At 71.2% G+C, this 13,247-nt stretch carries 13 protein-coding genes and 1 pseudogene; 5 read left to right on the top strand and 9 right to left on the bottom strand.

The features are described 5' to 3' along the window. Positions 1-63: 63 nt before the first annotated feature. A complete protein-coding gene (locus ACFSDF_RS05730) occupies positions 64-1,269 on the top strand; it encodes a class I SAM-dependent methyltransferase (protein WP_167251649.1) in 1,206 nt (401 codons plus the stop codon). Here the strand turns inward: ACFSDF_RS05730 and ACFSDF_RS05725 are convergent. From ACFSDF_RS05725 to tsaD, 3 genes are all read right to left on the bottom strand, one after another. Beyond that, positions 1,244-2,725 (bottom strand): peptide MFS transporter, encoded by a 1,482-nt coding sequence (locus tag ACFSDF_RS05725; protein WP_377156609.1) that lies wholly within the window; start codon positions 2,723-2,725, stop codon positions 1,244-1,246. The genes ACFSDF_RS05730 and ACFSDF_RS05725 overlap by 26 nt on opposite strands. Before the next feature lie 113 nt (positions 2,726-2,838). Beyond that, a complete protein-coding gene (locus ACFSDF_RS05720) occupies positions 2,839-4,986 on the bottom strand; it encodes an Ig-like domain-containing protein (protein ID WP_377156607.1) in 2,148 nt (715 codons plus the stop codon). Positions 4,987-5,173: 187 nt separating this feature from the next. Beyond that, positions 5,174-6,238: a tRNA (adenosine(37)-N6)-threonylcarbamoyltransferase complex transferase subunit TsaD gene (tsaD, locus tag ACFSDF_RS05715; RefSeq protein WP_243843027.1), complete on the bottom strand. Its 1,065-nt coding sequence runs from the start codon at positions 6,236-6,238 to the stop codon at positions 5,174-5,176. 25 nt (positions 6,239-6,263) lie between these two features. On the opposite strand from tsaD, the gene ACFSDF_RS05710 reads away from it, so the two are divergent. The 4 genes and pseudogenes from ACFSDF_RS05710 (at position 6,264) to ACFSDF_RS05695 (ending at position 8,298) form a co-directional block, all read left to right on the top strand. Then, complete coding sequence (locus tag ACFSDF_RS05710) at positions 6,264-6,764, top strand: DinB family protein (RefSeq protein ID WP_167005561.1); 501 nt, start codon at positions 6,264-6,266, stop codon at positions 6,762-6,764. Next, positions 6,765-7,745: an aldo/keto reductase gene (locus ACFSDF_RS05705; protein ID WP_377156604.1), complete on the top strand. Its 981-nt coding sequence runs from the start codon at positions 6,765-6,767 to the stop codon at positions 7,743-7,745. A gap of 84 nt (positions 7,746-7,829) precedes the next feature. Then, positions 7,830-7,919 (top strand): annotated as a pseudogene (locus ACFSDF_RS05700) (hypothetical protein); the annotation flags it as partial. A gap of 16 nt (positions 7,920-7,935) precedes the next feature. Continuing rightward, complete coding sequence (locus ACFSDF_RS05695) at positions 7,936-8,298, top strand: hypothetical protein (protein WP_243843028.1); 363 nt, start codon at positions 7,936-7,938, stop codon at positions 8,296-8,298. Positions 8,299-8,803: 505 nt separating this feature from the next. Here ACFSDF_RS05695 and ACFSDF_RS05690 read toward each other — a convergent pair. From ACFSDF_RS05690 to ACFSDF_RS05665, 6 genes are all read right to left on the bottom strand, one after another. Continuing rightward, positions 8,804-9,568, bottom strand: coding sequence for a lysophospholipid acyltransferase family protein (locus ACFSDF_RS05690; RefSeq protein WP_167005570.1), 765 nt, complete (start codon positions 9,566-9,568; stop codon positions 8,804-8,806). 59 nt (positions 9,569-9,627) lie between these two features. Beyond that, on the bottom strand, positions 9,628-10,011 hold the full coding sequence (locus ACFSDF_RS05685) for a RidA family protein (RefSeq protein ID WP_139086355.1): 384 nt from the start codon (positions 10,009-10,011) through the stop codon (positions 9,628-9,630). Continuing rightward, on the bottom strand, positions 10,011-10,460 hold the full coding sequence (rimI, locus tag ACFSDF_RS05680) for a ribosomal protein S18-alanine N-acetyltransferase (protein WP_167005573.1): 450 nt from the start codon (positions 10,458-10,460) through the stop codon (positions 10,011-10,013). The genes ACFSDF_RS05685 and rimI overlap by 1 nt, the downstream gene beginning before the upstream one ends. Further along, the gene (tsaB, locus tag ACFSDF_RS05675) at positions 10,457-11,113 is read right to left on the bottom strand and encodes a tRNA (adenosine(37)-N6)-threonylcarbamoyltransferase complex dimerization subunit type 1 TsaB (RefSeq protein WP_377156601.1); all 657 of its coding nucleotides are present in this window, start codon (positions 11,111-11,113) and stop codon (positions 10,457-10,459) included. The genes rimI and tsaB overlap by 4 nt, the downstream gene beginning before the upstream one ends. 66 nt (positions 11,114-11,179) lie before the next feature. After that, entirely contained in the window at positions 11,180-12,229 is a 1,050-nt protein-coding gene (tsaE, locus tag ACFSDF_RS05670) for a tRNA (adenosine(37)-N6)-threonylcarbamoyltransferase complex ATPase subunit type 1 TsaE (RefSeq protein WP_377156599.1), read from the bottom strand. Further along, on the bottom strand, positions 12,226-13,239 hold the full coding sequence (locus ACFSDF_RS05665; RefSeq protein ID WP_167005579.1) for an alpha/beta fold hydrolase: 1,014 nt from the start codon (positions 13,237-13,239) through the stop codon (positions 12,226-12,228). The genes tsaE and ACFSDF_RS05665 overlap by 4 nt, the downstream gene beginning before the upstream one ends. Between the last annotated feature and the right edge of the window lie 8 nt (positions 13,240-13,247).

Raw genomic sequence — 13,247 nt, 5'->3', positions numbered from 1 at the left:
GTAGGACGGGGCTAGCACTCGGTCAAGCAGAGTGCCAATCAGTGCCGCTGCCAGACTGGGGCAATGGAGCTCGCGACGTTCGAACTGCTCCTCGGCGCGCAGGGGCAGCGGGTGCTCCACGAGGCGGCCGAGTCGTACGGGCGCGTCGACGACCTCACCCTCGGGACACGGCTGCGAGCAGCCGGGCATCCTCCCGAGCTGGTCGCCGCCGCGATCGGGCAGGTCGCGCTGCGCCGACGTGCCGCGTCCAAGCTCGGCGCGGAGGCGGCATCGATGTACTTCACGCCGGACGCCCTCGAGCAGGCCACCCGCGCCGCCGTCTCGGCCCACCGGGCAGACCGGCTGCAGACGCTCGGCCCGCGCACGCTGGTCGACCTCGGATGCGGCATCGGGGCCGACCTGGTCTCCTTCGCCCGGGCGGGACTGCACGTGCACGGCGTCGAGCTCGACCCGGTCCGCGCGGCGATGGCCCGCAAGAACCTCGCCGTGCTCGGCCTGCGCGGGACGGTCGAGCTCGTGGATGCGACCACGGTCGACACCGCCTCGTACGACGTGGCCTTTGTCGACCCTGCGCGCCGCGACGGCCGAGGGCGGACGTTCGACCCGCAGGCGTTCACCCCGCCCTGGCCGTTCGTCGAGTCGCTGCTGGCCGGGCACGGTGTCGCCAAGGTGCTCCCGGGGATCGCGCACGACCTCGTCCCGGACGGTGTCGAGGCGGAGTGGGTCAGCGAGCGTGGCGACCTCGTGGAGGCCTGCCTGTGGGGGCGGGCGTTCGCCGGCGCCAGGCGGCGCGCGACCGTGCTGAACCCGACGCTGCTGGGCCCGCAAGGAACGGCCACGCTCACCGACGAGGACGCCCCCGAGGACACGCCCGCGGGCGAGCCCGGCGAGTGGTGGTACGAGCCGGACGACGCGGTGATCCGGGCCGGGCTCGTCACCGCGGTCGCCGCACTCACCGGCGGTTGGCTCGTCGACCCGCACATCGCGTACGTTTCCAGCGCGACCCTTGTCGTGACTCCGTACGCCCGCGCGTTCCGCGTCCTCGAGGAGCTGCCGTACCGCGAGAAGCAGCTGCGCGCCGCGTTGCGGGCACACGACGTCGGTACGCTGACCATCAAGAAGCGCGGCGTCTCCGTGGTCCCCGAGGTACTGGTGAAGCGCCTGAGGCTCACCGGATCGGTGACCGCGACCGTGATCCTCACCCGGGTCCAGGGCGAGGGTCGGGCCTTCCTCGTCGAGCCGGTCAGCGCACCCCGCGCATCTGCTTGAGCACCCACGGGCTGATCAGCGCCAGCGCCAGCCCGATGGCGATCGCGACCGCCCCGAGGATCCCGAAGTAGCGGCCCTCCTGCCCCGCGTCGAACAGGCGCGTGTACTGCTTCGCCAGCGTCCCCGACAACGCACTGCCGAGCGAGACCGAGAGGAAGAACAGCGCCACCATCTGCGTCTGGAACGCCTGCGGGGCGAGCTTGGTCGACGCCGACAGGCCGACCGGGGAGATGAGCAGCTCGGCGACGGTGAACACGAGCAGGATCACCACCATCGACGTCAGCGGCACCGAGCTCGGCGCGGCGTTCGCGAAGGGCAGGAACAGCAGGAAGCCGGTGCCCATCACGATCGCTCCCCCGGCGAACTTCAACGGCGTCGACGGCTGCCGGGTGCCGAGCTTGGTCCACAGCGCGGCAAAGACGCCGGCGAGCACGATGATGTAGACGGGGTTGATCGCGTTGACCCAGGAGACAGGCATCTCCCACCCGAGGATGTCCCGGTCGAGCTGTTTGTCCGCATAAATGGGGACCACCGTGAACTGCTGCTGGTAGAGCGCCCAGAACGCGGCGCTCGTGACGAAGAGCGGGATGAACGCGACCACCCGCGAGCGCTCCACCGAGGTGATGCGGCGGCTGGAGAGGATCACCGCGAAGTAGGCGACCGACGAGGCCAGCACCACCCAGACGACGACGTCGGACAGGTTGTCGGCCGTGAGCAGCCCGGCCAGGGCAGCCCCAGCGATCACCACGACGGTGCAGGCACCGACGACGACCCAGCGCATGTACTGGGCGCGCGGGAGAGGGTTTGACGCGACCCGCGTCTCGGCGGGGATGCGGTGACGCCCCATCGCGTACTGGACGAGGCCGATCGTCATGCCGATCGCGGCGAGCCCGAAGCCGTAGTGGAAGCCGAGCTCGGTCTGCGCGAGTCCGGTCAGCAGCGGCCCGAGGAACGCGCCGAGGTTGATCCCGAGGTAGAACAGCGAGAAGCCGCCGTCGCGCCGCGGATCGCCCGCGTCGTACAGCGAACCGACCATCGACGTGGCGTTGGCCTTCACGCCGCCGCTGCCGAGGGCGATGCACACGAGCCCGACGCCGACCCCGGCCAGGCCGGGGATCACCGCGAGCGACAGATGCCCGACGACGATGACGATCGCGCTGAAGAACAGCACCCGCTCCTCACCGAGGAGCCGGTCGGCCAGCCAGGCGGCGAGGATCGTCGACAGGTAGACCATGCCGCCGTACGCGCCCACGATGCTCGTCGCCGCGCCCTCGTCGAGGCCGAGCCCGCCCCTCGACGCGGAGTAGTAGAGATAGATCGCGAGGATGCCCTGCATCCCATAGAACGAGAAGCGCTCCCACATCTCCACGCCGAACAGCGTCGCGAGCGGCCGCGGGTGCCCGAAGAACGAGCGGTCGGTGCGGCTGTCGTACGCCGTCGGCTCCTGCCTCGCCATCTCTTCACGGTCGCAGCGCGGACGCGATCGAGCCACCTGGCGTACGGCCCCGGACGCACCGGTGGCGGGGCACCCCTCACGGTGCCCCGCCACCGGCGGTCATCGAGCGGCTGTCAGCGCGGGAAGTGCTGCAGCAGCTTGCAGGCGAGCCACTTGAGCCACTTGAACGGCTCACGCAGCGGGTTGGGCTGCGGACCGCACTTGTCGACCGGGGGCTCCGACGCCTTCTTGACGGTCACGGTCACCTTGCCGGTGGCCGTGCCGCCCTTGCCGTCGTCCACCGTGTAGGTGAACGTGTCGGTGCCGGAGAACCCGGCCTTGGGTGTGTACGTCACGGTCGCGCCGCTGCCGCTCACCGCGCCCCCTGCCGGCTGGGTGTACGAGTACGCCAGCGGGTCACCGTCGGCGTCGGCACCCTTCAGCGCGATCGCGACCGCCTTGCCCTGATCGGTCGTCGCCGACACGTCACCCGCCGTGGGCGGCGTGTTCGTCGGCGGCTCCTCGACCTCCTTCACCGTCACGGTCACCGTGCCCGTCGCCTCGGCCTCACCGTCGGACACGGTGTAGTCGAAGCTGTCGGTCCCGAAGAACCCGTCGTCCGGCGTGTACGTGACCGTCGCGCCCGACCCGGAGACCGTGCCGTTGGCAGGCTCGGTGTACGAGTACGTCAGCGCGTCCCCGTCGGCGTCCGCACCCTTGAGCGTGACCTCGACGGCCTTGCCCTCGTCGGTCGTCGCCGACACGTCACCCGCCGTGGGCGGCGTGTTCGTTGGCGGCTCCTCGACCTCCTTCACCGTGACCGTCACCGCGGCGGTCGCGGTGTCGGTGCCGTCGGAGACGGTGTAAGAGAAGGCGTCCTCGCCGAAGAACCCGTCGTCCGGCGTGTACGTCACGGTCGCACCCGAGCCGCTCACCGTGCCGTTCGCCGGCTGGGTGTAGGTGTAGGTGAGTGCGTCACCATCGGCATCCGCACCCTTGAGCGTGACCTCGACCGCCTTGCCCTCGTCCGTCGAGGCACTCACGGCCTCGGCGGTCGGGGGCGTGTTGGGCTCGGCCACGTCACGGACCGTGATCGCCACGGTTGCCGTGTCGGTGCCGCCCTTGCCGTCGTTCACCGTGAACGTGAAGGCGTCGTTGCCCACGAACCCGTCCTCGGGCGTGTACGTCACCGCCGGACCGTCACCTGTCACCTCGCCGTTCTCCGGCTGGGTGTAGGCGTACGAGAGGTCGTCACCGTCGGCATCGCTCGCCGCGAGCGTGATGTCGACCGGCGTGTCCTCGTCGGTCGTCGCCGATCCGTCGAGCGCGACCGGCGCGGCGTTCGGCTTCTCGCCGACTGTCACGCTGACGGTTCCCGTCGCCTCGGCCTCGCCGTCGGAGACGGTGTAGGTGAACGAGTCGCTGCCGGAGAACCCGTCGGCCGGGGTGTATGTCACGTCGGCTCCCGAGCCGCTGACCGACCCGTTCGCCGGGGTGCCGTACGTGTAGGTGAGTGCGTCACCGTCGGCGTCGGCGCCCTCGAGCGTGACGTCGACCGGGGTGCCGTACGCCGTCTCAGCCGAGACGTCGCCGGCGGTCGGCGGCGTGTTGACCGGGTCCGGAGCGACGATCGGGATCACGCCGAAGAGGTCGTCCGTCCCGCTGAGCGCACACTTCATCGAGACCGCGCCCTCACCGCCGATCAGCTCGCCGGCCGCGTTGCGGAGCGAGGCGACCACGTTGAACGCCTTCGGCATGTGGATGACGGCGTCGGTGGGTAGCTCGAGGTCCGGGTAGTCCTCGGTGCTCGGGACCGTGATCGGTGGGACGTCACCCTCGGTCGGGATCTTCCACGGGGTGCTCGCGTCGGCCGGGACCGGAGTCCAGTCGGCCGCCAGATTGGCGATGGGGTAGGTGAAGACGTCGGGCACACCCTCAGCGGTGACGGTGATGCTCGAGTCGTTGGAGTAGCCGCTCGCCTGCCGAGCCCCGAGCAGACCATAGGTCGCGTTGCGCAGGGTCTCTGGCAGCGTGAGCGTGATCTGCGTCTTGCGGGTGGGGATGACTTCGCCGGGCGCCACCTGATCGGGGACGGACACCTTGGCGTTGACCCCGACCGCGTGGTCGCCGAGCGGGAGCCCGGCGGCGACGACGTTGCAGGTGAACGTGAAGTCACGGTTGAGATCGGCTGCCTGAGCGGCACCCGCTCCCAAGGTCGTGACGGTCGCTGCCACACCGGCGACGAGTGCACCGGATGCGACGAGCGACAGTGGTTTGCGCACGACTGTGCGACGTGAAATGGACATCGATCCCCTCCAGATCTCACCGGACTCCCCCTCCAGGAGCCCGTTGTCCACGCCGGCGAACCGACGTTACGGCTCAGTAACGTAGCCGTGGTAACCAGGGGTTGCAATAGCCGCAACACACCTGTTTTCCCTGGTTGAAGGGGTAATGACCTGCGAAGAGGGGTCAGGCGACGATCTGCGTGACCGGCATCGACGAGTCCGCCGGCAGGTCGAGCGAGCTGGGCGCGACCCCCTTGGCGACGAGCGCGGAGCCCAGCGCGGCGACCATCGCGCCGTTGTCGGTGCACAGCACCGGCGGGGGGATACGGACGTCGATCCCGGCCTCGCCGGCCCGCTCGAGGACGTAGTGGCGCAGCCGCTGGTTGGCCGCGACACCGCCTCCGAGGACGAGGTGCTTCGCGCCGTGGTCGAGGCAGGCACGCACCGTCTTGGCCGACAGCACGTCGCACACCGCGTCCTGGAAGGAAGCGGCCACGTCGGGGACGGAGATCGGACGCCCCATCCGCTCCTCGTGCTCCACGTGGCGCGCCACCGCGCTCTTGAGGCCCGAGAACGAGAAGTCGTACCGGTGCTTGTCCATGTCCCGGCCGGACGTCAGCCCGCGCGGGAACGCGATCGCCTTCGGATCGCCCTCGCGCGCCGCGCGGTCGATCTGCGGACCACCGGGGTACGGGAGGCCGAGCAGGCGGGCGACCTTGTCGAAGGCTTCGCCTGCCGCGTCGTCGATGGTCTGCCCGAGCATCCGCACCGAGGTCGTGACGTCGTCGACGAGCAGCAGGTTGGTGTGCCCTCCGGAGACCAGCAGGGCGGCGGTCGGCTCGGGCAGCTCGCCGTGCTCGAGCCGGTCGACGCAGACATGCGCGACGAGGTGGTTGATGCCGTACAACGGCTTGTCGTACGCGATCGCGAGTGCCTTGGCAGCGGCGATCCCGACCAGCAACGCCCCGGTGAGTCCGGGTCCGCTCGTCACGGCGATCGCGTCCACGTCGGCGACCGAGACGCCGGCGTCGGCCTGCGCCTTCTCGAGCATCGGCACGAACGCCTCGAGGTGGGCGCGGCTCGCCACCTCGGGAACGACACCGCCGAAGCGCACGTGCTCCTCGACGCTGGAGGCGACCGCGTTGGCCAGCAGCTCGGTGCCCCTGACGATCCCGACACCGGTCTCGTCGCAGGACGACTCGATCCCCAGGACGAGGGGACCGTCGGATCGGGTCGCAGCAGTGCTCACTCCCCCATGGTGCCAGGGTGGACCCATGAGTCGTACAGACGTCCCGACAGCGCCCGACGATCGGACGACAGCGCTGACACTCCTGCGCTACGTGCGAGAGAGCGCGCTCGCCAAGGCCGAGGGCCTTCCCGACGCCCTCGCGCACGCCACACCGCTGGCGACCTCGCCTCTGATGTCGGTCGCGGGCGTGCTCAACCATCTGCGGTGGAACGAGCACTACTGGGTCGAGGTCGTCATCGCGGGCGGCGAGGACCGGGCGCCCTGGTCGGAGGAGCACCCCGACGGCGAGTTCGAGATCGCCGCGCAGATCACGATCGACGAGATCATCACCGGCTACCGTCAGCAGATCGCCGCGTGCGACGCGATCCTCGCCGACCTCGACCTCGACGCCCCGACGGCCAAGCCGCGACGCGACTTCCACCCGAACGTACGCTGGGTCGTCGCGCACCTCATCGAGGAGACCGCGCGCCACAACGGGCACCTGGACATCCTGCGGGAGCTCGCCGACGGAGAGGTGGGTGACTGAATGCGGACACGTTCGCTCGGCCGTAGCGGCCTGATGGTGTCAGTGGTCGGGATCGGGTGCAACGCCTTCGGGTCACGCGTCGACGAAGCCCGCACGAAGGAGGTCGTGCACGCGGCGATCGACGCCGGGGTGACCCTCTTCGACACCGCCGACACGTACGGCCGAGGTGCCAGCGAGGTGCTGGTCGGCCGCGCGCTCGGGGCACGCCGCGGCGACGTCGTGCTCGCGACCAAGGGCGGCATGGACATGGGCGGGGCCAACGGTCCTGACTGGGGCGCCCGGGCGTCACGCCGCTACCTGCGACGGGCGCTGGAGGCGAGCCTGACGCGCCTCGGCACCGACTACGTCGACCTCTACCAGCTCCACACGCCCGACCACGTCACTCCGGTCGAGGAGACGCTGAGCGTGATGGACGACTTCGTGCGCGAGGGCAAGGTGCGTTACGCCGGCTGCTCGAACCTCACCGCGTGGGAGCTCGTCGACGCCGACTGGACCGCGCGCACGTCCGGGACGACCGCGTTCGTGTCGGCGCAGAACGAGTACTCGCTCTACAACCGCTCGGCCGAGGCCGAGCTCGTCCCGGCCTGCGAGGCGCTCGGGGTCGGACTCCTGCCGTACTTCCCGCTGGCGTACGGGCTGCTGACCGGCAAGTACGCTCGCGGCGAGGCGGCCCCCGAAGGCACGAGGCTCGCCGAGGGCACGCAGACGGCGCGACTCGCCGGGTCTGACTGGGACCGCATCGAGGCGCTGGAGGCGTACGCCCGCGAGCGCGGACGCACGATGCTCGAGGTCGCGATCGGTGGTCTCGCCGCACAGCCGGCGGTCGCCAGCGTCATCGCCGGCGTCACGCGGCCCGAGCAGGTCGCGGCGAACGTCGAGGCCGCCGAGTGGGAGCCGACCGAGGACGACCTCGAGGCGCTGGACGCCCTGCGGCCCGCGCCGCTCGGGTCGTACACGACCTTCGCCCCGCGCCGCCGCTGACTCAGCGGTGAGCCGTACGAGGCACCCGCGGGTTGTCCACAGGCGGTTCGGCACGCGTGTGCCGAACCGCGGCAGGACCTCGCCATGGAATCGCTCAAGCGGCTCGCCCGATGCAACGGCGGGTCGTTCACCGCCAGCGCCGCGCGCGACCTCGGCGACGAATCCCGCGAGCTCGGCATGCTCGTCCAGCGTGATCAGCTCGTACGCCCGCGGCGAGGGGTGTACGCGATCGCGGCGGAGCATCGCGCCCTGTCGGGCGCTCCCAGACGCGAGATCGCCTCTCGACCTTCCCGACGGCGACCTCGACCTCGACCTCTCCCACGTCGGTCGGGTCGGCGGTGCGACGAGCCGACGGCGCAACCGCATCCAGATCCACCGCGAGGTGCTCGCCGAGACCGATGTCGAGGCGGTTGACGGCGTGGCGACAGCCCGCGCGGACCTCGCTGTCGCCCAGGTGATGACCTGCCGCCCGCTCGCGGCGGGAGCCGTCATCGCTTCCGCGTGGCTCGCCTCGTGCCACAGCGAGGCACGTCGCCGCAGCATGGTCGAGTAGTTCGACGAGGCCTCGCTCAAGGCCGTTCTGACCGCACGGCTCGACGGGTTCGGGCGACGGGCGGGCATCCGTACGGCGCGGAGCGCACTCGAGGTCGCAGACGCCCGCTGCGAGAGCGTCGCCGAGGTGCTCGTGATGCTGACCTGCTGGCAGTACGCCGTGCCCCGGCCGGACACCCAGCAACTGGATCGGGCTGCCGGACGACCGCTGGGCCGAGGTCGACTTCTTCTGGCCGGACGTCCAGATGGTGCTGGAGTTCGACGGGAAGGGCAAGTATGGCGACGAGCGGGACCCCGACGGACAGGTGATCCGGAGCGGGAAGCAGAAGCTGTGGGCGGAGAAGCGGCGCGAGGACGCCTTGCGCAGACTGGGCTATCACGTCGTACGGATCACGTGGACCGACGTGCTGCCGCACAACCGCGAGCGGACCGCCGCCCGGCTCCTGCACGAGCGAGAGGTCGCAGCACGCTACCTACGGCGACGCTGGGTCGTACGAGGGGGGCGGTCAGTCGTCGTTCGCGACCTTTGCGACCTTGCGGGCGGCGCGCGCGGCGCGCTCGTCGACGTCGAGCTGCGCGGCTTCTTCGAGCGTCGGCGCCGTGCCGCCGAACCGGGCCGGAGCCCACCACTGCCCTTCGGTCGCGTCCGGGTATGCCGCGACCGCCTCGTCGAGCAGCGCCTGGAGCGCCCGGTGAAGCTGTTCGGTCTCCGCGACGGGATCGGCTCCGGTCGGGTACAGCGGCTCGCCGACGCGGATCTGGATGGGCAGCCCTCGCGGCAGCGACAGCTTGTGCCCCTTCGTCATGATCCGCTGCGTCCCGAACAGCACGACCGGGATCAGCGGGACACCGGCCTGGGCGGCGATGCGCGGTGCGCCCGACTTGACCTCTTTGATCTCGAACGAGCGGCTGATCGTGGCCTCGGGGAAGATGCCGACGATCTCGCCGCGACGGCAGTAGTCGACGGCGGCGTCGAGCGACTCGGCACCTGAGGCGCGGTCGACCGGGATGTGGTGCATGGTTCGGAGCACGCGACCACCGATCGGATGGTCGAACGCCTCCTTCTTGGCCATGAAGCGCACCAGGCGGCCCCGACGCTCGGCAGGGAAACCGGCGAGGACGAAGTCGGCGAAGCCGATGTGGTTCGACGCGAGGACCGCGCCGCCCTCGCGAGGGATGTTCTCGGTGCCGGTCATCCGGACCTTCCAGCCGCGGAGCCGGAAGAGGGTCTTGGCCGTCGCGATGATCGGCGGGTAGGTGAGGTCGCGCATCCGGCAACCCTACCGAGGGTACGGTTCCGTAGGTTCAGCCTACCCAGCCCGCGGTCCGGTCAGCGCCCTTCGGCGTACGCGTCGATCTCGACCTCGACCAGGTGGTCCGGATGCATCAGGCGGTTGACCTCGAGCATCGACGCCGCCGGCGGCGTCGCTCCGAACAGCTCGCGGTGCGCGCGTCCGACCTCGTCGGCGTCGGTGATGTCGATGACGTACATGCGGGTCCGCACCACGTGCTGCGAGTCGAGCCCGCAGCGCCGCAGGGCGTCCATCGCGATCCCGAACGCCACCATCGTCTGCACGTACGGGTCACCGACGCCGATCACCGTCCCGTTCACGGTCGCCGTGGTCCCGGCGATCGCGACGTGCGGTCCGTACGCGACCGCACGCGCATAGCCGTACTTGTCCTCCCACGGCGTACCTGAGGCCACGCGGTACATCAGCCGTCCCTCCGGGTCACCACGGCACGCTGCATCACGACGGCGTCCGCGCCCGACCGGTAGTAGTGCGGCCGCGTCGCGATCGCGACGAAGCCTCCCGCTTCGTACAGCCCGATCGCCGCCGCGTTGTCCGCCGCGACCTCGAGCAGCACCCGCTCCGCACCCCGTCGAGCGGACTCGTCGAGCAGCGCCGCCAACAGGCGCCGTCCGACTCCCCGTCTGCGCGTGCGTGGCACGACCGCGATCCGTGCCACGTCCGCCGTGTCTCCCGTGACCATGAGGCTGGCGTAGCCCACGACACGTCCTTCGTCCTCCGCGACGACGACGTGGCGGGTGTCGCCCGCGACCTCGTCGGTGACCTGCGCGCGAGACCAGGCATCGGCGCCGAACGCCTCCTGCTCGAGCAACGCCAGCGCCTCGGCGTCATCCGGCGCGCCGGGTCGGATCACGCCGAGGCGCGCTTCCGCTCGGCGGCGGGCGTGGCGTCAGGGCGCCGGAGGTAGAGAGGCTCCGTCCCGATCTCGACGGCTTTGCCCGAAGCGATCATCGAGGCGAGCACGCCGGCGTCCGGATCAGGAGGACCGTCCACACGGTGGAGCAGGTCGGCGTAGAGGTCGGCGCCGCGTCCAAGGACGGGCATCGAGGCGGGGAGACGCACCGCGAGGTCGGCGGGACGCAGCACGTCCGGGTCGCCGACCCGCTCACCGCTGGGCGTGTACTCGGCCCAGTAGACCTCCTTGCGGCGGGCGTCGGTCGCCACCGCGAAGGCCTCCCCCACCACTGCGCGATCGACCGCCTGGGCCGCGATCACGTCGAGCGAGCAGACGCCGTGAAGCCTCGCGCCCAGCGAGACCGCGAGCGTACGGGCGGTGACCACGCCGACGCGCAGGCCGGTGAACGGGCCAGGGCCGACACCGACGGCGATGTCGGTGATCTCGCGACGATCGGCGCCCGCGGTCGCCAGCACCTCGGCGATCGCCGGAGCCAGCAGCTCGCCGTGGCTCATCGCGCCGGGCTGCGACACGGCCGCGAGCACGGCAGACCCGTCGTGCAACGCGACGGAGGTCGCCGGGGCGGCGGTATCGAGGGCGAGGATCAGCATCGTGGCAAGGGTACGCCCTGGGCGGCGGGTCTCACAGGGGTGGCGTGCGGCGTGATCACGGGGGCTTCAGGCCATCGCCTCGCCCAGCCCGCGGGCCTGCACGGAGTGGGTGATCGCATCAGGTTCGAGCAACGTGGAGCGCAGCGGGACCCGGGCCCAGCGTGCGCCGTGCGGCTTGACGGTCACGAGGCGTACGTCGTGGTCCGTGGCGTCGTCACGCTCGGGCGCCTCGGCGCCGAGCGGGTCGAGCACGGTCGCGGCGCGGCGCTCGAGGCGCACCTCGAGCCAGGAGTCGCTGAGGTCCTCCGCAATGCCCTCGCCCCACTCGACGACCGTCACCGAGTCCTCGGTGGCAGTGTCGAGGTCGAGGTCGTCGAGCTCGAGCGCGCCGCCGAGACGGTAGGCGTCGACGTGGACCAGCGGCGGCCCGTCCCCGAGGTTGGGGTGGGTGCGGGCGAGGACGAACGTCGGGGACGTCACTGGCCCTCGTACGCCCAGCCCGTCGCCGATCCCCTGCGTCAGCGTGGTCTTGCCAGCGCCGAGCCCGCCCGACATGACGATCACGTCGCCCGGGCGCAGCAGCGTGGCGAGTCTCGCGCCGAAGTCGTGGGCGTCGTCGGCGGTCGGCAGCTCACGGGCGAGCCACAGCGTCTTGCCGAACTCGAGGGTCGTCCCGTCGCGGCGCACCGGGAAGTAGCGCCGCCGCGCCCAGAACGTCACGTTCTCGGGGAGCTCCTCACGGACGTCGAGCCACACGCCGTCGAGGCCCCGCTCCTCCGCAGTGTCCTCGGCGACGCCGACCATCGCCGAGGCGACGCCGCGATCCTGGTGGTCGGGGTCGACCGAGACCCGCCGGAAGCCGAGCAGCCCGGGCCGGGACGCGTCGTACAGCATCGCTCCGATCGGCTTTCCTCGGCGCTCGACGAGCAACCCGCCGGCCTGCTCGAGCGCGGCACGCACCGACTCGATGGTCTCTGTCATCGCGGTCGACGGGGGGTCGAGGGTGGGACGCGCTCCGAACGAGCGGCGGATCACCGACAGCACGTCCGCCGCGCGGTCGGGCGTCGCGTCGAAGACGTTGAGGGCGTGGAAGTTCGGGTAGGTCGTGCCGGTCACGCGCTCTCCCAGAGGCTCTCGATCGCCGCGGTCACGTCCTCGTGGCGTTCGAGCATCATCATGTGGCCCGCGCCTTCCAGGACGAGCAGCTCGGAACCGTCGATCAGCTCGGCCAGCCGCCGTGAGTGCCGCATCGGAGTGAGCTTGTCCTTCGTGCCGCCCATGACGACCGTGCGCTTGCCGGGCAGCACCGGCAGCGCGCCGTACAGGTCGAGGTCGACGAAGTTGCCGGCGAAGTCCCACAGCGCCTTCGACCGCGACCGCGCGATCATCTCGTCGGTCATGTCGGCGTACTTGGCCGGCGAGTCCGGTCCGACCGCGAACATCCGCATCACAGGGAAGGAGTCGAGCCGGCGCGCCTGATCGAGCAGCGGACCGAACCGCGGCAGCCACGGCTGCAGCCGCGCCAACGGGAGGGTGGGATGGATCAGGTCGCCGGCGCTCGTCCCCATCAGGACGACCCCGACGACCCGGTCGCGGACGAGGTCGCCGTACTGCGCGGCGAACGACATCACGGTCATCGCCCCCATCGAGTGGCCGACGAGGACGAGCGGGCCGGTCGGCGCGACGGCGTCGACGACCGACTTCAGGTCGTCTCCGAGCTGGTCGAGCGTGCACGTCTCGAGCGTCGCGTCACCGGAGCTGCCGTGCTCGCGCTGATCGTAGAAGACCATCCGGGCTCGGCCGCGCAGCGCCGCGCGCTGATAGTGCCAGCAGTCGAGGTCGAGCACCCAGCCGTGCGCGAAGACGATCGTCGGGGCCCCCTCGGCCGCGTACGCCGCCGGGTCGGCCGGCTCCTCGATCTCGACGTGCAACGGGACGCCGTCGGTCGCCATGACGGTGACCTCGGGCGCGTGGAGCGTCCCGAACTCCATCGCGTCACCGCGCCTGGCCCTGCGCCGAGCACGCCTGCGGTCGGTGGCGACGCGCGCCGCCGCGGCGGTGGCGCCGGCGGCGGCGAGGGTCCCCGCGGTGACAGCCGCGTACGTCCCGAGCCTGCGCCAGTCCATCGTGCCTC

It is taken from the genome of Mumia zhuanghuii (assembly GCF_042681565.1).
In the GTDB taxonomy this organism is placed as follows: domain Bacteria; phylum Actinomycetota; class Actinomycetes; order Propionibacteriales; family Nocardioidaceae; genus Mumia.
This window is presented reverse-complemented; position numbering and strand designations above follow the sequence as displayed.